At 58.2% G+C, this 19,677-nt stretch carries 19 protein-coding genes; 5 read left to right on the top strand and 14 right to left on the bottom strand.

Annotation, left to right across the window (positions count from 1 at the left end):
• Positions 1-200 precede the first annotated feature (200 nt).
• The 5 genes from M0G74_RS17195 to rpsU form a co-directional block, all read right to left on the bottom strand.
• On the bottom strand, positions 201-590 hold the full coding sequence (locus M0G74_RS17195; protein WP_201276871.1) for a diacylglycerol kinase: 390 nt from the start codon (positions 588-590) through the stop codon (positions 201-203).
• Between the two features lie 173 nt (positions 591-763).
• Positions 764-2,641 carry an RNA polymerase sigma factor RpoD gene (rpoD, locus tag M0G74_RS17200; protein WP_248219927.1) on the bottom strand — a complete coding sequence of 626 codons (1,878 nt, stop codon included), beginning with the start codon at positions 2,639-2,641 and terminating at the stop codon, positions 764-766.
• A 295-nt stretch (positions 2,642-2,936) separates the two neighbouring features.
• The gene (gene dnaG, locus M0G74_RS17205; RefSeq protein ID WP_248219929.1) at positions 2,937-4,973 is read right to left on the bottom strand and encodes a DNA primase; all 2,037 of its coding nucleotides are present in this window, start codon (positions 4,971-4,973) and stop codon (positions 2,937-2,939) included.
• Between the two features lie 23 nt (positions 4,974-4,996).
• Positions 4,997-5,440, bottom strand: coding sequence for a GatB/YqeY domain-containing protein (locus M0G74_RS17210; RefSeq protein ID WP_248219930.1), 444 nt, complete (start codon positions 5,438-5,440; stop codon positions 4,997-4,999).
• Positions 5,441-5,641: 201 nt separating this feature from the next.
• Positions 5,642-5,857, bottom strand: coding sequence for a 30S ribosomal protein S21 (gene rpsU, locus M0G74_RS17215; RefSeq protein ID WP_010133379.1), 216 nt, complete (start codon positions 5,855-5,857; stop codon positions 5,642-5,644).
• A gap of 329 nt (positions 5,858-6,186) precedes the next feature.
• On the opposite strand from rpsU, the gene tsaD reads away from it, so the two are divergent.
• From tsaD to folK, 3 genes are read left to right on the top strand one after another with little or no spacing between them, the layout of a single operon-like run.
• Positions 6,187-7,242: a tRNA (adenosine(37)-N6)-threonylcarbamoyltransferase complex transferase subunit TsaD gene (gene tsaD, locus M0G74_RS17220; protein ID WP_248219932.1), complete on the top strand. Its 1,056-nt coding sequence runs from the start codon at positions 6,187-6,189 to the stop codon at positions 7,240-7,242.
• A 24-nt stretch (positions 7,243-7,266) separates the two neighbouring features.
• Positions 7,267-7,635: a dihydroneopterin aldolase gene (folB, locus tag M0G74_RS17225; protein WP_160151492.1), complete on the top strand. Its 369-nt coding sequence runs from the start codon at positions 7,267-7,269 to the stop codon at positions 7,633-7,635.
• Between the two features lies 1 nt (position 7,636).
• Positions 7,637-8,134, top strand: coding sequence for a 2-amino-4-hydroxy-6-hydroxymethyldihydropteridine diphosphokinase (gene folK / locus M0G74_RS17230; protein WP_248219933.1), 498 nt, complete (start codon positions 7,637-7,639; stop codon positions 8,132-8,134).
• Positions 8,135-8,150: 16 nt separating this feature from the next.
• On the opposite strand, the gene M0G74_RS17235 is transcribed toward folK, so the two are convergent.
• From M0G74_RS17235 to M0G74_RS17250, 4 genes are all read right to left on the bottom strand, one after another.
• Positions 8,151-9,065, bottom strand: a complete 915-nt coding sequence (locus tag M0G74_RS17235) for an alpha/beta hydrolase (protein ID WP_248219934.1) — start codon at positions 9,063-9,065, stop codon at positions 8,151-8,153.
• Positions 9,066-9,158: 93 nt separating this feature from the next.
• Positions 9,159-10,433: a HAMP domain-containing sensor histidine kinase gene (locus M0G74_RS17240; RefSeq protein ID WP_248219937.1), complete on the bottom strand. Its 1,275-nt coding sequence runs from the start codon at positions 10,431-10,433 to the stop codon at positions 9,159-9,161.
• Positions 10,423-11,130, bottom strand: coding sequence for a response regulator transcription factor (locus M0G74_RS17245; protein ID WP_248219939.1), 708 nt, complete (start codon positions 11,128-11,130; stop codon positions 10,423-10,425). Before M0G74_RS17245 ends, M0G74_RS17240 begins: the two co-directional genes overlap by 11 nt.
• A gap of 86 nt (positions 11,131-11,216) precedes the next feature.
• Entirely contained in the window at positions 11,217-12,329 is a 1,113-nt protein-coding gene (locus M0G74_RS17250; RefSeq protein WP_248219940.1) for an NADH:flavin oxidoreductase, read from the bottom strand.
• A 139-nt stretch (positions 12,330-12,468) separates the two neighbouring features.
• Here M0G74_RS17250 and M0G74_RS17255 point away from each other — a divergent pair, with 139 nt between their 5' ends.
• Positions 12,469-12,930: a helix-turn-helix domain-containing protein gene (locus M0G74_RS17255; protein ID WP_248219941.1), complete on the top strand. Its 462-nt coding sequence runs from the start codon at positions 12,469-12,471 to the stop codon at positions 12,928-12,930.
• A 93-nt stretch (positions 12,931-13,023) separates the two neighbouring features.
• Here M0G74_RS17255 and M0G74_RS17260 read toward each other — a convergent pair whose 3' ends face one another.
• Genes M0G74_RS17260 through M0G74_RS17270 form a run of 3 tightly spaced genes read right to left on the bottom strand, consistent with a single transcriptional unit; the run spans position 13,024 to position 15,614 of the window.
• Positions 13,024-13,602 (bottom strand): phosphoribosyltransferase family protein, encoded by a 579-nt coding sequence (locus tag M0G74_RS17260; protein WP_248219942.1) that lies wholly within the window; start codon positions 13,600-13,602, stop codon positions 13,024-13,026.
• A gap of 16 nt (positions 13,603-13,618) precedes the next feature.
• Positions 13,619-14,344: a pteridine reductase gene (locus M0G74_RS17265; RefSeq protein ID WP_248219944.1), complete on the bottom strand. Its 726-nt coding sequence runs from the start codon at positions 14,342-14,344 to the stop codon at positions 13,619-13,621.
• A gap of 43 nt (positions 14,345-14,387) precedes the next feature.
• Positions 14,388-15,614: a multifunctional CCA addition/repair protein gene (locus M0G74_RS17270; protein WP_248219946.1), complete on the bottom strand. Its 1,227-nt coding sequence runs from the start codon at positions 15,612-15,614 to the stop codon at positions 14,388-14,390.
• 518 nt (positions 15,615-16,132) lie between these two features.
• Here M0G74_RS17270 and M0G74_RS17275 point away from each other — a divergent pair.
• The gene (locus tag M0G74_RS17275; protein WP_248219950.1) at positions 16,133-16,696 is read left to right on the top strand and encodes a response regulator; all 564 of its coding nucleotides are present in this window, start codon (positions 16,133-16,135) and stop codon (positions 16,694-16,696) included.
• A 78-nt stretch (positions 16,697-16,774) separates the two neighbouring features.
• Here M0G74_RS17275 and M0G74_RS17280 read toward each other — a convergent pair whose 3' ends face one another.
• A complete protein-coding gene (locus M0G74_RS17280) occupies positions 16,775-18,337 on the bottom strand; it encodes a SpoVR family protein (protein ID WP_248219952.1) in 1,563 nt (520 codons plus the stop codon).
• Complete coding sequence (locus tag M0G74_RS17285) at positions 18,337-19,617, bottom strand: YeaH/YhbH family protein (protein ID WP_248219954.1); 1,281 nt, start codon at positions 19,615-19,617, stop codon at positions 18,337-18,339. Before M0G74_RS17285 ends, M0G74_RS17280 begins: the two co-directional genes overlap by 1 nt.
• Positions 19,618-19,677: the final 60 nt, after the last annotated feature.

Raw genomic sequence — 19,677 nt, forward strand, 5'->3', positions numbered from 1 at the left:
GTCCCTGAGTCTTATTCGTCAGGCACACATCCATTGTGGGCCCAATTGGTACGTAAGTACCGGAAGTCTAGGTCGGGAGTCTGGGGGTTGCCGGGCCTGGTGCCCGGCGGTCACAAATTTTGTCGGGCTATGCCGCGCTGTAGTGAGAGGGTAATAAAGCGGGGCCCTTGTCTGTCAATCCATTGCCAGCCAATCCAGTGTCAGCCAATCCAGCGCGGCAGCAGGATGCAGCCCCAGGTAGTGAGCCACATCAGTAGGGAAATGGACACGGCGGCGGAGCCGGTGTCTTTGGCGATTTTGGACAGCGGGTGCTTCTCTGGCCCAACGCGATCCACCACGGCCTCTACGGCGCTGTTGAGTAGCTCGACGATCATCACCAGTAGGGTCACGCCGATCAGCAGCGCGCGCTCCACGCCGGTTTCGCCCAGCCACAGGGCGGCGGGAATCAGGAAAATGGCGAGGGATACTTCCTGGCGGAAAGCCGCTTCATTGCGCCAGGTGGCGATCAGACCCTGGCGAGAATATTCGCTGGCATCGATCAGTCGGGAGATGCCGGTTTTACCAGGTTTGTTGACGAATTCGTCTTGCATGGCTGGTTTCTTGCGTCCCATTGTTTAGGTTTGGTCGTTCAGCTTGGATGGTTCAGTTTGAGCGCTTTCGCGCGTGTATCGCACCGGGTTCGAACGGTGCTGTAGCGGATCTTAGCTTGTGAAGTGTCAATAAAATGTCATAAAAAAAGCCCGGCGTTGCCGGGCTTTTCAGGTTACTCGTCCAGGAAGCTGCGTAGGTGCTCGGAGCGCGAGGGGTGGCGCAGTTTGCGCAACGCCTTGGCTTCGATCTGACGGATACGCTCACGGGTAACGTCGAACTGTTTGCCCACTTCCTCAAGGGTGTGGTCAGTGTTCATGTCGATACCGAAGCGCATGCGCAGTACCTTGGCTTCCCGCGCCGTCAGGCCGGCGAGCACGGAGCGGGTGGCGTCGTGCAGGCCAGTGGCGGTAGCGGTGTCCACCGGGGAAGACTGGTTCTGGTCTTCGATGAAGTCGCCCAGATGGGAGTCTTCGTCGTCGCCGATGGGCGTCTCCATGGAGATCGGCTCTTTGGCGATTTTCAGTACCTTGCGGACCTTGTCTTCCGGCATCTCCATGCGCTCACCCAGCTCTTCCGGGGTGGGTTCACGGCCCATCTCCTGCAGCATCTGGCGGCTGATGCGATTGAGCTTGTTGATGGTCTCAATCATATGCACCGGAATCCGGATGGTGCGCGCCTGGTCGGCAATGGAGCGGGTAATGGCCTGGCGAATCCACCAGGTTGCGTAGGTGGAGAACTTGTAACCGCGGCGGTATTCGAACTTGTCCACCGCCTTCATCAGGCCGATGTTGCCTTCCTGGATCAGGTCCAGGAACTGCAGGCCGCGGTTGGTGTATTTCTTGGCGATAGAAATAACCAGACGCAGGTTGGCCTCGACCATTTCTTTCTTGGCGCGACGGGAGCGGGCCTCACCGATGGACATGCGGCGGTTGATCTCTTTGATCTGGCCGATGTCCAGCTGGGCTTTGTCCTGGGCCTGCTGCAGTTTGCGCTGGGCGCGCTGGATCTCTTCCGCTACCTGGCGCAGGGCGTCGGAGTAGTCGCGCTTTTTCTTGATGATGGACGGGATCCAGTCATCGTTGGTCTCGTTGCCGGGGAATTCCTTGATAAAGGTTTTGCGCGGCATGCGGGCGCGTTTGATACACAGATTCATGACGGTGCGCTCTTGCTCGCGCACGTTGTCCAGAATGCTGCGCACCGCGTTGTACAGCGGGTCGAACTGGCGCGGGGCCAGCTTGAAGAAGCGGAACACTTCGCCCACGGCTTCCATGGCCTCACCGGCCTCTTTGGAGTCGCGGCCGTACTTCTGGATCGCGGCATCGGCTTTCTTCTGCGCGGCGATCAGGTTGTTCATGCGCTCGGCGAGCTCTTCCGGGTCGATGCCGCCGACGTTTTCTTCTTCCTCCTCGGAAGAGTCGTCATCGCTGTCATCGTCACCGTCGGACTCTGAATCATCGTCGCTATCGTCGCTTTTCGACTCCTGCGCAGCCTGGCCGGCCTGGGCGCCCGGGGGCACTTCGTCGGCGGGGTCGAGCCAGCCGGCGATCACGTCGGGGATGCGGCGCTCTTCTTTTTCGATCAGCGCGTATTCATCGATGATCTGCTGTACCGCACCCGGCCAGTAGGCAAGGGCAGCCATCAGTTCACGCAGGCCTTCTTCGATGCGCTTGGCGATGGCGATCTCGCCCTCGCGGGTCAGCAGTTCCACGGTACCCATTTCGCGCATGTACATGCGCACCGGGTCGGTGGTACGGCCAACGTCGGACTCAACCGCGGCGAGGGCGGCGGCCGCTTCGGCGGCGGCGATTTCATCGGCGGAGCTGTCGCCTTCGGCCATCAACAACTCTTCGGCATCCGGTGCTTGTTCAAACACCTTGATGCCCATGTCGTTGATCATGCCGATGATGTCTTCGACCTGATCGGGATCGGAGATGTCTTCGGGCAGGTGGTCATTTACTTCCGCATAGGTGAGATAGCCCTGCTCTTTACCGCGGGCGATCAGCTCCTTGATACGGGAAGTAGTCTGCTGCTGCTGGGTTTTGTCGGTCATGCACAACCCTGAATTCTGGGAATTGAAAGTCTGGACTTTTGTCTGGACAAAGACGCGGGATTATAACGTATCTGCGATAGCAATAACCACAGTGACTGTCAAGGCAGGCTGGTGGTTCAGGGTGTCCGGGCGCGCTTGTCTTAGGCATTTCCGCCGACTTTGGTCGGCGGGTCAGTGTATATGGAGATGTTAGTGGGGAATTCAAGGGGCGGTGTGAAAAAGCTTGGCTGACGCTAAAGACTGCAGGTTGCCTCGCTTTCTGCCGGGTACTTCTTATTGAGTGCTACTTGAAGAGCTACTTGCGGCGAAATTGTGCCAGCAGCGCCAGCTGTTCCGCACTGAGCTGGTTGCCGTTGCTCTTCAGTTGATCCACCAGTCCCCGCTTGCGCTGTCTTTCCGCCGCCAGTTCCAGGTTGCGCAGGCAGTCGCTGAATTCGGTCTGGGGGTCGTATTCCATCCCCTGACCCTGCCCGCCCACGATGGGGTGGCTCATGGCGAGGCGCGGCAGCAGCTCGCGGGCCTCTTTGCTTTCCAGATTCATCAGGCGGCCGAACAGCTGGTTGCTGTTAAGGGCCGGGTTTTTATGCAAAACCTGGAGGATTTCGCCGAACAGCTGTAAATCGGCGTCGTTACTGCTGCGATATTGCGCGCTGTCGTCGATCAGCGTTGCCAGCTGGGGGTGGTGCAGCAGCAGCGCGATCAGCATGCGCTCGGCGGGCAGGCGGTACTGGCCGCTGCGCCGGCGCGGTGCTTGGTGGGGCTGACCGCTGTCTTCGTGGTATTCCGGTGGCTCGTGGCCGTAGCCTTGTTCACCGTATTCAAAACCTGGCGGTGGGCCATCGTAGGCTTCCGGGGGCGGTGTTTCCTCGCCGTAGCCGGGAGCCTGGAATTCTCCCGCGCTGCTTGGCGCCCCGGTGGGTTTTGTCGCCGGTTTCGGCGCGGGTGCGGGGGCCGGCTGGGCCTGGCGGTTGAGTTCTGCGGCGCGGGCTTTTTCCGCGGCGATGATCTCTTCCAGCATGTCCTGTTCGAGGCCGGTACGCCGTGCCAGTTGCTGGAACATCAGCTGGCGGTAGACACCGGCCGGTAACAGATCGAGCAGCGGAGCGGCGGCCTTGGACAGGCGCGCGCGGCCGTCCATGGTCTGGATATTGATGCCTTCGCCTACCAGATCGAACAGAAAATCTTCCAGCGGGCGGCCCTGCTCGTCGATCAGTTGGTCGAAGCGCTCGCCGCCGATCTGGCGCACCAGGGTATCGGGATCTTCCCCTTCCGGCAGCAACAGGAAGCGCAGGCTGCGGCCGTCCTGCATGTGCGGCAGGGCCGATTCCAGGGCGCGGCGGGCGGCAGTGCGGCCGGCCTTGTCGCCATCGAAACAGAATACGATTTCCCCGGTGTGGCGGAAAGCCAGCTGTATGTGGTCCTCACCGCAGGCGGTGCCGAGGGTGGCGACGGCGCAGCGGATGCCGAACTGGGCCAGGGCTACCACGTCCATATAACCCTCGACCATGATCAGCCGCTTGAGCTCGCGGTTGGCCTGGCGCGCTTCCCACAGGCCGTAGAGTTCGCGGCCCTTGTGGAAAATGGGGGTTTCCGGGGAGTTCAGGTATTTGGGTTTGTCGTCTCCCAGTACCCTTCCGCCGAAGGCGATGGTGCGGCCGCGCTGGTCGCGGATGGGGAACATGATGCGGTTGCGGAAGCGGTCGTAGTGATGGCGCTTACCCGGTTCGTTCTTTCCCGGATTGCCGTCACTGTCGGTGCGGCGGATCGCGAGGCCCGCCAGCTCCAGCTGTTCCGCTTTCTCGGAGCTGGTGCCGAGATGGTTGAGCAGGTTGTCCCACCCGGGCGGCGCCAGGCCGATACCGAACTCCTTGGCCACGGCGCCGGACAGGCCGCGGTTTTTCAGGTAGGTGATGGCAGGGGTGGAGACCTTGTGGTCCTTCAGCTTTTCCCGATAGTAGTCCGCGGCTTTTTCCGTCAGCTGGTAAAGCGACTGGCTCTCCTGCTGCCGTTTGAGCTGCCCTGGCGCCAGCTGTTCGCGGGGGACTTCAAGCCCGAGGCTGGCGGCCAGTTTTTCCACCGCTTCCGGAAACGGCAGCCGGTCGTATTCCATCAGGAAGCCAACGGCATTGCCGCTGGCACCACAGCCGAAGCAGTAGTAGAACTGTTTGTCGGGACTTACGCTGAAAGATGGCGTTTTTTCATCGTGAAACGGACAGCAGGCGGAATAGTTTTTCCCGGTTTTACGCAGTTTTACCCGGCTATCGACGACCGGAACTATGTCGGCACGGGCCAACAGGTCGTCGATAAAGTACTGGGGAATCTTGCCTGCCATAGGGGGCTCTTAGCGCACAGCCTTTAGAAGGCCGCTTTGACCAGCTTGCTGACGGCACCCATATCGGCGCGGCCTTGCACCTGGGGTTTTACCAGTGCCATCACCTTGCCCATGTCCGCCATGCTCGCCGCGCCGGTCTCTTTCACCGCCGCGGTGACGATCTCCTGGATCTCCGCTTCGCTCAATTGCTCCGGCAGGTATTCCTGGATGACGTCGATTTCCTGCTGTTCCACTGCAGCCAGCTCCGGGCGACCGGCTTTTTCGTACTGGGCGATGGAGTCGCGGCGCTGCTTGGTCATCTTGTCCAGCAGGGCCAGGATGCGGGCGTCATCCAGCTCGATGCGTTCGTCGACTTCCACGCGTTTGATCTCGGCGTTGATCAGTCGCAGGGTTGCTAGGCGCCCTTTGTCGCGGGCCTTCATGGCATCTTTGGTGGCGGTGGTCAGGGTTTCCTTGAGGGTGCTCATGGGTTCGTCCGGTGGTCGATTGCTGTGGTTGGGTAAACAGAGGCCAATAATGGGGGATCGGGGAGAATTGGCAAGGCCCGGTTGCTCGGATCCGGGCAATAAAAAACGGCGCGCGAGAAACCTCGGGCGCCGTCTTGTTGCGAACCGCGTTCGCATCAGCGTGCTGTGAGCGAGAGAGAGGGCTCGGTTAGAGCCTCGAACTCAGTAGAGACGCTGGAACTTGCGGTTTTCGCGCTGCATTTTCTTGGCGTGACGCTTAACAGCAGCGGCAGCCTTGCGCTTGCGTACGGAAGTGGGCTTCTCGTAGAACTCGCGACGACGTACTTCGGAAAGTACACCGGCTTTCTCGCAGGAGCGCTTGAAACGGCGCAGGGCGATGTCAAATGGTTCGTTGTCTTTGATGCGTACTGAGGGCATTAGATTACCTGTAAAATTTGTTTCTCTCTGCCAGTGCCCAAATACAGGGGTTTCTGGCGGTGGCCTTCCGGCAAATTGCTCATCTCGCGGAGTGCAATCCGGAGGCCGGTTCACAGCGAGGGCGCAAATTCTATACAGATGATCTGGCCTTCGCAAGCCTTGCCGGTGCAATCCGCGGATGCCTCTAGGGCCTCGTGGGGCTACAGAGTATGATAGCGCCCCTGTAAGCCCATCAGCAGCGGTCAAATGACCGGTTTTCTGCTCTTTAGGGCGCAGTGGGCACTGAAAGACGAGCCAATACATCTTAGATTGAGGGTTTAACGAGCGCCGTGCGAGTACTCGGAATAGAAACATCCTGCGACGAAACCGGCGTCGCCCTGTACGACAGTGAGCAGGGGCTGCTGGGTCACACACTTTATAGCCAGGTGAAGCTGCACGCCGATTACGGCGGTGTGGTGCCGGAACTGGCCAGTCGCGATCACGTGCGCAAATTGCTGCCGCTGATCCGTGAAGTGATGGCGCAGAGCAACACCGAAGCCGCAGATATCGACGGCGTCGCCTATACCGCCGGCCCCGGTCTGATCGGCGCGCTAATGGTGGGCGCCTGTGCCGGTCGCGCCATTGCCTACGGCTGGGGAGTGCCCGCCATCGGTGTGCACCATATGGAGGGGCATTTACTGGCCCCGATGCTGGAAGAGCAGCCACCAGAGTTTCCCTTTGTGGCGCTACTGGTATCCGGTGGTCATACCCAGTTGGTGGATGTGCAGGGGCTCGGCCAGTACGAGTTGCTCGGTGAGTCTCTCGACGACGCCGCCGGTGAGGCCTTCGACAAAGCCGCCAAGATGCTCGATCTCGACTACCCCGGTGGCCCGCGCCTGGCGGCTCTGGCGGAGCAGGGCGATCCGCTGCGTTTTACCTTCCCGCGGCCGATGACCGACAGGCCCGGACTGGATTTCAGTTTCTCCGGCCTGAAGACCTTTACCCTGACTACAGTGCAGAAGCACGCTCTGGAAGACGGCCTGCCGGACGATCAGACCTGTGCCGATATTGCCGCGGCCTTTCAGGAGGCGGTGGTGGACACTCTGGTGATCAAATGCCGCCGGGCACTCAAGCAGGCCAAGCGCAAAACCCTGGTAATAGCCGGTGGTGTTTCCGCCAACAAATTGCTGCGCCAGCGCCTGGAAGCGCGATTGGTAGAGGACGGTTGCAGTGTGTTTTATCCGCGCCACGAATTCTGCACTGACAACGGCGCCATGATTGCCTATGCCGGCTGCCTGCGCCTGCAGGCAGGGCAGCGAGCTGACCTGGATATCGAGGTGCGCCCCCGCTGGCCCCTCACCGAATTGACCGGCGCCCTCGGCGCGGATACTACGTCGAACAAATAAGAGCGGAATAAAAGGAGATTAGTTTTGGACATCGTTTATATCCGTGATCTCAAGGTCGACACCATTATCGGGATCTACGACTGGGAGCGGGAAGTAAAGCAAACGGTCAGCCTCGATCTTGAGATGGCATTTGATATCCGTGAGGCCGCACGCACCGACAATATCGAGCACACCCTCAACTACAAGGCGGTGGCCAAGCGTCTGATCGCGTTTATCGAAGGCAGTGAATTTCTGCTGGTGGAAACCATGGCCGAGCAGGCCGCGGAAATCGTGCGCAAGGAATTCAATGTGAGCTGGCTGCGCCTGCGCCTGTCCAAACCCGGCGCCGTACGCGGTGCCCGTGACGTGGGCGTGATCATTGAGCGTGGACAAAAGCAGACCTCGGAGGCCTGAGATGGCGACCGTTTACCTGAGCCTGGGCAGCAATATTGATCGCGAAAAAAATCTGAGCGCGGGGTTGGACGCATTGGTAGAAGCGTTCGGCGATCTGCGTATGTCACAGGTGTATGAAAGCGAAGCGGTGGGCTTCGATGGCGATAACTTCTATAACCTGGTCGCCGCCATCGATACCGAATTATCGGTTGGTGAGCTGGCATTGCGCCTGCGCCATATCGAAGACGATAACGGCCGCCTGCGCAGCGGCCCCAAGTTCAGCGCCCGCACCCTGGACATCGATATCCTGACCTACGACGAGCTCACCGGTGAAGTGGACGGGGTAAAACTGCCCCGTGGTGAGATCCTCAAGAATGCCTTTGTGTTGCTGCCGCTATCGGAGCTGGCTCCTGAAACTGCTCATCCGCTGCAGGGAAAAACCTATCAGCAGTTGTGGGATGAGTACGATCAGGATTCGCAGAAGCTGTGGCCGGTGGCGTTTGATTGGCCCGCTGCCTGAGTTCATCTGCGCGCGCCTACAGTCGACTAACCAGTGCGTCGATGTAATTGCCGGGAAGAATATGGTTGCCTTTAAAAGTGAGGTGTTCCTTCTTACTGCTTGCAATCGCGGTGTAGAGGTGCTGATTCTCTTTGTGTGATGCGTATTCATCATCACTTGCTGTGATCAGAAGCACCTCGGGGTTCACGATCCGTGAGGCGAGATTTTTTGGTGCCACGGCTGCCGTCTTGTCATCCAGGTAGGGTGGCGCCACCGCGATAACCCGGTTTATCTCCGCATCTAGCCCGCCGATCAGCAGGGCGATCTGGGCGCCCATACTGTATCCCACTAGATTCAGGTTACTGCTATCCAGCTTTTTCTGCGTGCGAATCCAGTCGATCAGAACTCGGTAGTCCTGGACGGTATTCCGGACCATTTCTTCATAGTCGGTTTTGTCTCCGAAAAAATGCAGGTTGTTCATTATCGAGCGCAGTGTCTTTTTCGGGTCCTTTCTCATGCCGTGGTACCGTGCGTCGATGGCCACTAACACATAACCTTTCTCGGTGGCACTGCGCCCGATCTCGTTGACCCGGGTTACTGTCGGGCGTCCCTTGTATGAGCCCGTCCACCAGCGTTGGTGGCTCCGCCCCATTGCGGAGATGCCGATCACTACGGGGTAGCTTTCCTGTTCTATCGATGGGTAGCTGATTTGCCCGTTAACTACTGCGCCGTCAAAACTCCTGTAGGAAAAAGAATAATTCCTATCGCCGATGTCCTTTAACGTCATTTTGATATCTTCCGGCGCCTGGTAAGTGTAGGAGTCCAAAATTTCATCCTGTGGTATCGGTTGTACTTTTAACGCGAAAAAGGTGTACCAGAGCAGAGCTAGGAAACAGATTGCCAGGCAGGTAATAGCAGATGCTTTGACTAATTTGGATGGTGTATGGTTCATGATGAATGCTTCCTGATTGATGGAGGCACTCTACAAAGTCGTTGGTGAAATCCGGGTGAAATTTCGGGGATAGCAGGGCGATACGTATCGGGCTTATTGTGTCTTGTCAGAAAAAACGGATATGGAAATAGAAAAAGTGCCATTATGGCATTCAGCCGCGTAATGCCACTGTTGTGCGGTGAGGATCCGGCTTGCCAGGTAAAGCCCCTGCCCAATCCCTTCGCTGTTCTCTCTACTGCTCTCTCCGCGAACGCCAGCGTTAAACAGGGTCTCGGTTTCAAACGTAGTGCGAATCGGATTTTCAAAAACGATGGCATCGCCGCTGTAAAAGATGGTGAGCTTGGGCTGCAACGCGTAGCGAATGGCATTATCCAGCAGGATATCCAGAAGCAGCTCCGTGAGATGCGGGTTGCCTGTGACAGGAAGTGTGGCGGGTAGGGTAAGGTCTACCTCGAAACTGTCTTCGAGGGATATTTCCGGACGTGCCAGTAAGCGGCCCTCCAGCAGTGGGCGAAGGTCAAACGTCTTGCGCGCGAACGACTCCGATCTCGCGAGTGCCAACAGTGTGGTTACCGTCCGATTCATGTTTGCCAGTATTGCACCAAGTCCCTGGGTCTCGGAGACATTCAGGCCCCTGTTCCCGCACAGGGATATCGTATTGGATGCTACCGCAAGGTTGGTGCGGAACTCGTGGCTGACATCGCGCGTAAATTCCGCTTCTCTTTGTCTCGCCTGCTGAAGTTCGCGCAGATTCCGCTCCAGAGTGCGTGCGAGAAAACCGATTTCATCATTGCGGTTGCTGGTCGTTAGCGCCAGAGAGGGGGTGTTGACCGCCTGTGATTCCAACTCTCGCGCGAGAGAGAGAATCGGTCGGACGGTACTGGTAATCAGTCGATGGGCAAGCCAAAGTGCCAGCGCGGTTGTGCAAAGAAAGGTAGCGATCAGTGTCCAGACCAGTCGGCCCGACTGACTGGATACCGTGAGAAGATTACCCACTTCTGAAGCAAGGATCGCGCCTGTCTCTGGTGTCAGCTCTCGCAGGTGGTAATGCTCCTGGCCGGTAACAAATAGCTCGGCTCTACGTCGTTCACCACCCAGTGCGGCTACAAACTCCGGCGGCGTTTTGGCGGGCGAGGTGTAGAGGGTGAACTGCGGTAGTCTGGGGGAAGGCAGTTCACCGTGCTCGCGAAAATGCTGCTCGATATAGTCGATCTCGCTGTTGATCAGGTTGTCGATCAACTGGTCTTCAATCACATAGGCAGCGATTACGCCAATGCTTGAATAGATCAGGCACAGCAGCAGAGTGAATCCCCCGAAGAGCGTGAGAACCTTGCGTTTCAGCCTCCCCTTTGGAATTTCAGTTTGCACCTGGTTGCTCCAACCGGAAACCGATACTGCTGATGGTTTTCAGCATGGGGTCGGGGAAGGGGCGGTCGAGCTGACCACGAAGACTGTAGATGTGGGATTTTAGGGCGTCGCTGTCCGGTGGGTTGTCGCCCCAAATGCGGTGGCTGAGTTCACTGCGACTGAGTGGCTCCGGGTAGGCGCAGGCGAGCTCCCACAGAATATTGAATGTAATCGTGGTGAGCTTTAGTGGTTGTCCGCTTCGTGTCGCCTCGCGACGACGCCCAGAAATGCTCAGGGCGCCGATATTGATTTCATCGCTGCGATGGAGCTCCCGGCGGCGTGCGAGCGCTTCGCAGCGCAGTGCCAGCTCGCGAGGGTCGAAGGGCTTGCAAAGATAATCGTCGGCACCGGAGTGAAAGCCCTGCGCTTTATCAGCAAAGGCATCGCGGGCGGTGAGCATTAGAATCGGTGTGGCAACGGGAGCCTGCTGGCGGAGTTCGCGGCAAACCTCGATGCCGTCCATGTCCGGCAGGTTCAGGTCCAGTAGAATCAGGTCGTAGATTTCGGTAAGGGCGAGTTGCAGGCCGCGTTGTCCGCAGTTGGCGAAATCCACCTGCCAGCCGTGGCCCTCCAGGAATTCACCGGTCTGTCGCGCGAGGGTCGGATTGTCTTCAACCAGAAGAATTTTGAGTTGCTTCACCGGCAGTTGCCTGTCCATTTATCCGCTTAAGCGGACATTGTGACAAGCTGCCGGTGAAATTGAAGTGAAATATGGCCGAGGCTTATGATCGGCCTGGTGTCCTATCAGCTCAGGTTTGCCAGCGCTTCCTTGGTAAACGGCACTATCTCTTCCTCGCGGCCTTGCTTCACTTTCTGCAGCCAGTTCGGATCCTGCAACAGTGCACGGCCCACAGCGATCATGTCGAATTCGCCGTTATCCATGCGGCGGGTAAGCTCTTCCACTCCGGTTGGGTTGGCGGTGCCGCCCATGCCCTGGTTGTTGCCACCGATAAAGTCATCGTCTAGGCCGACACTGCCCACAGAAATAACCGGCTTGCCGGTAAGTTCCTTGGTCCAGCCCGCCAGGTTCATGTCGGAACCTTCAAATTCCGGCACCCAGAAACGCCTAGTAGAAGCGTGGAAGATATCCACACCGGCTTCGACCAGCGGTGTCAGGAAGCGCTTCAGCTCTTCCGGAGTTTGAGCCAGGCGCGCGTCGTAATCCTGCTGCTTCCACTGGGAATAGCGCAGCACGATGGCGAAGTCTTCGCCCACGGCTTCGCGCACAGCTTTCACGATCTCCACCGCGAAACGGGTGCGGTTTTCGATGGAGCCGCCGTACTCGTCGTCGCGCACATTGGTACCTTCCCAGAAGAACTGGTCGATGAGATAGCCGTGGGCGCCGTGGATTTCCACTCCGTCGAAGCCGACTTCCTTGGCTGCCTTGGCCGCATCCGCGAATGCGCGCACCACGTCCTGGATGTCTTCTTTGGTCATGGCGTGGCCGTTGGCTTTGCCGGGCTTGAACAGGCCGGAGGGGGAGTAGCCGGGCACGGATTTGTCCGGTCCGGTTCCCTCTTTGCGCACCGAGCCCACATGCCAAAGCTGCGGAATGATCTGGCCGCCGGCCGCGTGGACTTCGTCGACCACCTTCTTCCAGCCGGCCAGCGCTTGGTCACCGTAGATGGCCGGCACATTCTCGTAGCCATTGGCGGCCTTGCCGTCCACGAAGGTGCCCTCGGTAATGATCAGGCCCACTTCGCCCTCGGCGCGGCGGCGGTAGTAGCCGGCCACCTGGTCGTTGGCGATGTAACCGGGGGAGGCGGTACGGGTCATGGGGGCCATGGCCACGCGATTGCGCAGCTTCAGGGATTTGTGCTCGAAAGGACGCAACAGGCTGTCCAGGTTACCGCTCATAACACTCTCCGAAATCTCGTTTACAGACGCTTCAGTTATCCACAGGTGGGTCCCGATGTGGGGGTAGCCACCAATAAGGTTGCGTTATGAAACTTTATTTGGTTTTTTAATGCAACCCTTTTCGCTTATACTGATTTGCATGACACGTAAACGATTTGACGATATTGGCTGCTCCATCGCCTGTGCCCTGAACGAGGTGGGAGACTGGTGGTCCCTGCTGGTGATCAAGCAGGCAATGCTGGGTACGCGGCGCTACGGGGATTTCCAGAAGAGCCTGGGAATTGCCAAGAATATTCTCTGTGACCGTCTGTCCCGACTGGTGGAAAACGGGGTGATGACGCGGGTGGATGTGGGGGAACACGGCACCCGTTACGAGTATCGCCTGACGGAAAAGGGGCGCGACCTGTTTGCGGTGGTGGTTGCCCTGCGCCAGTGGAGTGAGCGCTGGAATGGCAACAAGGATTCCATGCAGCTGGTCGCACGCACTAGTGGTGAAGCAATTGCGCAGGTGGCGGTTCAGGATCGCGACGGCGAGGTGCTCACGGTGCGCGATGTGCTGTTTGTGGATAGTGATGGCCGGCCTATAGAGCAGGCTGGCTGAGCCTGTGTTTGCGAGTGCGAGTGCGAGTGCGACGGCGGGCGACTGACAGCGGCCGCCCGTGTTTCCCTCTGTGTTTCGCTGCCGGTTATCGGCTTATTTCTCGCCGTTCATTACCTTTCTCAGCAGTTCCTGGTGCCGGCGCAGTTCCGGTTTATTCTCCAGAATTTCCTCTTCAGACAGCCCCTTTAATTCGTGGGGGAACACCAGCCATTCGTCGGTTTTGTGCAGGTAGTAATCCGGCTCCTGGTCGGTGCGATTGCGTGTGGGCTTGAAGTAGGGGCAGGCAATGCGGATTTCCGGAGTATTCTTTTTGCACGCCTTGCGCAGGTCGGTAATCGCCTGCTGAATGCTGAGTCCGGTGTCGTAGACATCGTCGACGATCAGCAGCTTCTGGTGAGACTCCACCCGTTTGATCAGGTAGGTGAGCCCGTGCACGATCACTTCCTTGCTGCGCTGGTCGACGCCGCTGTAGGACGAGGTGCGGATGGCGATGTGGTCGGCGTGGAAGCCGAGAAAGTCGAACATCTCCTGCACCGCGATGCCAATGGGCGCACCGCCGCGCCAGACGCCGACGATATAGTCTGGGTGGAAGCCGCTCTCGACGACTTTCAGGGCCAGGGTGAAGGAGTCCTCCAGCAGTGACTGGGCGGAAATAAACTGTTTGTCGCTCACAAGGTACCTCGAGCTTTTAAATGTTGAGGCTGCGGCCGCCGTCTACGGCGATGACCTGGCCGGTGATATAGGGAGCGTCAGCGGCGAGAAAGCGCACGGTACGCGCAATGTCTGATGGGTCACCGCTTCGCTGCATGGGGATTCGCGCCAGAATCTGCTCCTTGTTATAGCCTTCACTCTCCTGTTCTGGCCACAGAATCGCACCGGGGGCTACGGCGTTGACCCGTATCCGCGGCGCCAGCTCCCGTGCCAGGCTCTTGGTCATCATCACCAGCCCGGCTTTGGCGGCGCTGTAAATGGTATGGCCGGGCATGGGCTTTTCGGCGTGGATGTCTGCCAGATTGACGATGCAGCCACCGGCATCCGCCAGGGCGGGCGCCAGTGCCTGGCTGAGAAAGAAGGGCGCCTTCAGGTTGCTGCCCATCAGTTCGTCCCACTGCTGCTCGTCGGCGTTGCCGATGGGGGTGGGGTAGAAAGCGGAGGCGTTATTTACCAGCAGGGAAATTTCGCCAAAGCAGGCGATGGCGGCAGTGGCCAGCTGCTGGCAGTCCGCGGCACTACCCAGTTCGCTGTGTACGGCTACGGCAGAGTTGGTGCGGCGTTGATTCAATATGTCCGCCAGTGACTGCGCCGCCTGAGAGGAGTGCCGGTAGTGGATCACTATCTGGTGGTCCCGATGTAACTCCTCAACGATGGCGCGTCCAAGTCGGGCGGCGGCACCGGTGATCAGGGCTGTGGCCATGGTGGTATTCCGTGTGCAGAAGTGATCGGCGGCAGGCCGGGTTTTACCCGGGGGTGCCGTAGGTATTTTTCAGGTTAGTCAGCGCTTGCAGTCGCGCCCGATCCAGGGCTTTACCCAGTTCGGCACCTTGAAAGCCCTCGGAAATCAGGACCTGGGGGTCGACATTGGCGGCCGAGTCCCGGGCCGCGCGCAGGTAGTCCACCTGTGGATACTCCCGGTCCTCCAGGCCAAGGCGGCCGCGGGCATCGGCCTCACAGCTTTCCAGAAACTGCTCGAATCGTTCTGGCCGCCGCAGGGCGTCCAGCGCGCGCAACATTTTCAGAATGGTTTGCGGGCGCAGTTCAAACGCTTTGTGGCAGTGCAGGTGGTATTCACATACACCGAGGGAGAGCGTGGTAATCGGGTTGGGAACGCGCAGGCGCTGGCAGACCTCTTTTACCAGTGGTAGTCCCGCAGCCTCGTGTCCGCGGTGGCTGGGCAGTACATGCTCAGGCGTTATGCCCTTGCCCAGGTCGTGCACCAGTACCGCAAAGCGTACCGGCAGGTCCGCTGGCGCCTGGCGCAGGGCCCGCAGTATATGGTCGCCAGTGTCCACTTCGGGGTGGTGCAGCGGCGGCTGGGGTACACCGAACAGGCAGTCCACTTCTGGCAGCAGTACCTTCAGGGCGCCGCAGTCGCGCAGCACCTGAATGAAAATATCCGGCCTGGGTTCGGTGAGGGCGCGGCTTATTTCCTTCCATACCCGCTCGGGTACCAGATGTTCCACTTCCCCTGCATCCACCATGCCCCGCATCAGCGTCATAGTTTCCGGAGCGACAGAAAACCCCAGTGGCGCGTAGCGAGCGGCGAAGCGCGCGACCCGCAGAATACGCAGCGGGTCCTCGCTAAAGGCGGGTGAAACGTGGCGCAGCAGGCGGGCGTCGAGGTCGGCGCGGCCCTGGTAGGGGTCGATAACCTCGCCATCCTCGGTTTCCGCCATGGCGTTGACTGTGAGATCCCGGCGCTCCAGATCCTGCTCGAGGGTGACATCGGGACTGGCGTAGACGGTAAAGCCGCCGTAACCGTGGCCGCTTTTGCGCTCGGTGCGGGCGAGGGCGTATTCCTCGCTAGTTTGGGGGTGGAGAAATACCGGGAAGTCTTTACCTACGGGGCGAAAGCCCTGGGCCAGCATCTCGGCCTCAGTGGCGCCGACGACGACCCAGTCGCGCTCGTGCACCGGGCGATGGAGGAGTCTGTCGCGAACCGCGCCGCCAACCAGGTAGGTTTTCACGATCCGCCCCCTGACTGAGGATTGCTTCCAGAGTCACGGAATCTGTTGATCAAATGGGGGGCGGAAGATGCCATATAAGCCGCTGAACCTGACACTACGTCGGAAAAACCCGCGGGTATCAGGTAAATACTAGGGAATTGAAGGTCGGGGAAGATAAAAAAAAGGCCCCAAAATTACAAGGGGGCCCAGGGTCTTAGGGTATTCGTGAAGAGAGAATCCCAACAAGCTCGTGTGCGCCAGGTTTCCCGAAGATCTCTGCATTTTTCTGTAAATAGTTACAAAAGGCTACAGAATCGGGGTAGATAGCGCATGTTGCTGGCGGTTAAATGACCTCATGCAACATGCTGTCCATTCTATTTAACCTGTCTTAACTGTCAACCATGGCAATCAAACTTTTATTGAGGGATGTGCCAGTTGGTTCGTTAAACATATATAGGCATAGAATTAACGCCTGTTTATTTGGTTTAATTCAGCATAATTAATAACTAAATGCGCGATTCGTGGGGGATAGTAATAAGATGAGCGAAGTGCATGTTCTTACCACCGGGGAAGCGGCCCGCTACTGCGGAGTAAATTTCCGTACCGTTATTCGCTGGATTGAGCGTGGCCAGCTGAAGGCGTACAAGCTGCCGGGCCGTGGAGACCACCGTATTTGTGTGGAAGATTTCGTCGGCTTCCTGCGGGACAACGCTATGCCGGTGCCTGCCGAGCTGGGAAGCGCCAGCCGCAAGGTGCTGCTGGTGGCGAATTCACCGGAACTGATTGCCGGCCGCCAGCTGCTGCAGCAGGCCGGGTTCGACGTGGATATTGCCGGGGACAGTTTCAGTGCGGGCGCGCTGATGGTAACGGCAAAGCCCGTATTACTGGTGCTGGACACCAACCTGGACGGCGTTAACGGTTTTCAGGTCCTGGATATGATCCGCTCGAAAGGCGAGTTCACCTCCTTGAGCGTACTGGTGATTGCCCCTGAGGGCGATCCGAGCCAGCAGCGTTGGCTGGACGCCGGTGCCGATGCGGTGGTTGCCGCCTCTTGTGACCGCAATGAGCTGGTTGGGCGCATCAACCTGTTGATGGATGTCTGATGATCGGTGCCGTTGAAGTCAGCCGCTGAGTTTCGACTGATAGGCAGGACTTCTGGCGTGCTGACCCCGGGCCGATTTTCACATCGGCTTGGGCACCAGCATGGATTCTTCTTCCTCCGATCTGTCTCTGCCCATTTCCGGGCAGTGGAAGCTCGCGGTAATGTCATCACCGTTGAGGCTGTGCAGGTGCACGTCAAATCCCCACAGGCGGTGCAGGTGACGCAGAACCTCGCTGGTATCCCGGCCCAGTGGTCTCCGCTGGTGCTGGGTGTGATGCAGCGTCATTGAGCGGTCGCCGCGGGTGTCCACCGAATAAACCTGAATGTTCGGTTCGCGATTCCCCAGGTTGTACTGCCCCGCCAGCTTGGCCCTCAACTCCCGATAACCATCTTCGTTGTGGATGGCATTCACCACAATTTCCTTCTCGCGATCGTCGTCGGAAATGCAGAAAAGCTTCATGTCCCGCATTACCTTCGGGGACAGGAACTGCAGAATAAAACTCTCATCTTTGAAATCGCGCATGGCGAACTGCAGGGTTTCCTTCCAGTTGCTGCCGGCGATATCCGGGAACCACTCTCTGTCTTCATCCGTAGGATTTTCACAGATGCGACGCAGGTCGGTAAAAATGCTGAACCCGAGCGCGTAGGGATTGATACCGTTGTAATAGGGGCTGTCGTAGGGCGGCTGATAGATGACACTGGTGTGGCTCTGCAGAAACTCCATCATAAAGCCATCGGTCACCTTGCCGCGGGCATAGAGTTCGTTCAGCAGGGTGTAGTGCCAGAAGGTCGCCCAGCCCTCGTTCATCACCTGGGTCTGGCGCTGCGGGTAAAAATACTGGGCCAGCTTGCGCACGATGCGCACCAGTTCGCGCTGCCAGTTCTCCAGTAATGGCGCATTCTTTTCGATGAAGTACAGGATGTTTTCCTGTGGCTCTTCGGGAAAGCGCCGCGCGTAAACCTGTTCTTCCGCACCGCCCATTTTGGGGATGGTGCGCCACAGGTCATTCAGTTGCCGCTGCCGGTATTCCTCACGCTCCTTCTGGCGGCGCTCTTCTTCGTGGGCAGAAATGGGGTAGGGGCGTTTGTAGCGGTCCACCCCGAAATTCATCAGCGCGTGGCAGCTGTCAAGCAGCGCCTCCACTTCGTCCACACCATGGCGCTCTTCACAGCGGGCAATATAATTTTTCGCGAACAGCAAGTAGTCGATAATACTGCTGGCATCGGTCCAGGTACGGAACAGGTAATTGCCCTTGAAGAAAGAGTTGTGCCCGTAACTGGCGTGGGCAATGACCAGCGCCTGCATGGTCATGGTGTTCTCTTCCATCAGGTAGGCAATGCAGGGGTTGGAGTTGATCACAATCTCGTAAGCCAGCCCCATACGCCCGCGCTGATAGTTGTTCTCTACACTGATGAACTGTTTGCCGAAGGACCAGTGGTTGTAACCCACCGGCATGCCTACGGAAGAATAGGCATCCATCATCTGTTCGGAGCTAATGATTTCTATCTGGTTGGGATAGGTTTCCAGGCCAAATTCCTTGGCCAGCAGCGCAATTTCCCGGTCGTACTCCTGAACGAGTTCGAATGTCCACTCGGAAGTGGTGGAGATGGGCTGCTTGTTGGTGATCGCTGTATCTAGCATCAGGCGGCAACCTTCTGTGAAAAGAGTTGGCGGAATACCGGGTAGATATCCTGCACATCGATAATCTGCTCCATAGCAAAGTGCTCGGGGAAGGCCCGTTCAACACTCTGGTATTCATCCCACAAAGCCTGGTGATCCCGCGGGGTAATTTCTACATAGGAGTAGTACTGCACGTGGGGCATGATGTCGTCGATCAGGATTTTGTGGCAGGTACTGGAGTCGTCATTCCAGTTGTCGCCGTCGGACGCCTGGGCGCCATAAATATTCCATTCGCTGGCGGGATAGCGATCACGCATGATGTCGCGCATCATTTTCAGTGCGCTGGAAACAATGGTGCCGCCGGTTTCACGGGAGTAGAAAAACTCCTGTTCATCCACTTCCTTGGCGCTGGTGTGATGGCGAATAAACACCACCTCGGTGTATTCGTAACTGCGCTGCAAGAACAGGTACAGCAGCAGGAAGAACCGCTTGGCCATATCTTTGGTGGCCTGGTTCATCGAGCCGGACACATCCATCAGGCAGAACATGACGGCTTTGGATCGGGGGCGCGGCTGGCGTACCAGCAGGTTGTATTTCAGGTCGAAGTCGTCGAGAAAGGGAATGCGATTGACGCGGCTTCTCAGATCCTCGATTTTAAGGCGCAGTTCATCCACCCTGCGCTGGTCGCGCAACGCGGGATCTTTTGCTTCTTCTATTTCCAGTTCCTGCTCAAACAGTTTCAGGTTGCGACGCTTGCCGCCACTGAGGGCAATACGGCGGGCATTGGCGGAGCGCATGGAGCGGACCACGTTTAGCCGGCCGGGGGTGCCTTCGTTAGAAATACCGGCGCGCACGACCTGGAAGGATTCGTTACCCGCCAGTTTGCGTTTGACCATGTTCGGCAATTCCAGGCCTTCGAACATGAAGTCGAGGAATTCTTCCTGGGAAATCTGGAAGGCAAATTCATCCATGCCTTCGCCGCTGTCACTGGCACCGCTGCCGCCACTGCCTTGCCCCTGTCCCTGACCTGGGCGGGGGATACGGTCGCCGGTAATGAATTCTTTGTTGCCGGGAAGTACTTGTTCCATATGGCCGCCGCGGCCATTGGAGAAAATGGGTTCGTTGAGGTCGCGGGTGGGAATGCTGATCTTTTCGCCTTTGTCCATGTCGGTAATGGACCGGCTATTCATGGCTTCGCCGACGGCTTTTTTGATATGGGATTTATAGCGCCGCAAGAAACGCTGACGGTTGACGGTGCTCTTCTTCTTGCCGTTCAGACGACGGTCGATGATGTAGCTCATTGTAATACTGCCTTATGTTGCGGTGCCCGCTCCTGTCACAGCGCGCGTGTCGTTGCGCGC

This window comes from Microbulbifer sp. CAU 1566 (assembly GCF_023156515.1).
In the GTDB taxonomy this organism is placed as follows: Bacteria; Pseudomonadota; Gammaproteobacteria; order Pseudomonadales; family Cellvibrionaceae; genus Microbulbifer.

Excerpts from the sequence above, each read along its gene's own strand:
- M0G74_RS17195 (WP_201276871.1), bottom strand. The coding sequence starts at position 590 with ATGCAAGACGAATTCGTCAACAAACCTGGTAAAACCGGCATCTCCCGA.
- rpoD (WP_248219927.1), bottom strand. The coding sequence starts at position 2,641 with ATGACCGACAAAACCCAGCAGCAGCAGACTACTTCCCGTATCAAGGAG.
- dnaG (WP_248219929.1), bottom strand. The coding sequence starts at position 4,973 with ATGGCAGGCAAGATTCCCCAGTACTTTATCGACGACCTGTTGGCCCGT.
- M0G74_RS17210 (WP_248219930.1), bottom strand. The coding sequence starts at position 5,440 with ATGAGCACCCTCAAGGAAACCCTGACCACCGCCACCAAAGATGCCATG.
- rpsU (WP_010133379.1), bottom strand. The coding sequence starts at position 5,857 with ATGCCCTCAGTACGCATCAAAGACAACGAACCATTTGACATCGCCCTG.
- folK (WP_248219933.1), top strand. The coding sequence starts at position 7,637 with ATGGCGACCGTTTACCTGAGCCTGGGCAGCAATATTGATCGCGAAAAA.
- M0G74_RS17235 (WP_248219934.1), bottom strand. The coding sequence starts at position 9,065 with ATGAACCATACACCATCCAAATTAGTCAAAGCATCTGCTATTACCTGC.
- M0G74_RS17245 (WP_248219939.1), bottom strand. The coding sequence starts at position 11,130 with ATGGACAGGCAACTGCCGGTGAAGCAACTCAAAATTCTTCTGGTTGAA.
- M0G74_RS17250 (WP_248219940.1), bottom strand. The coding sequence starts at position 12,329 with ATGAGCGGTAACCTGGACAGCCTGTTGCGTCCTTTCGAGCACAAATCC.
- M0G74_RS17255 (WP_248219941.1), top strand. The coding sequence starts at position 12,469 with ATGACACGTAAACGATTTGACGATATTGGCTGCTCCATCGCCTGTGCC.
- M0G74_RS17265 (WP_248219944.1), bottom strand. The coding sequence starts at position 14,344 with ATGGCCACAGCCCTGATCACCGGTGCCGCCGCCCGACTTGGACGCGCC.
- M0G74_RS17275 (WP_248219950.1), top strand. The coding sequence starts at position 16,133 with ATGAGCGAAGTGCATGTTCTTACCACCGGGGAAGCGGCCCGCTACTGC.
- M0G74_RS17280 (WP_248219952.1), bottom strand. The coding sequence starts at position 18,337 with ATGCTAGATACAGCGATCACCAACAAGCAGCCCATCTCCACCACTTCC.
- M0G74_RS17285 (WP_248219954.1), bottom strand. The coding sequence starts at position 19,617 with ATGAGCTACATCATCGACCGTCGTCTGAACGGCAAGAAGAAGAGCACC.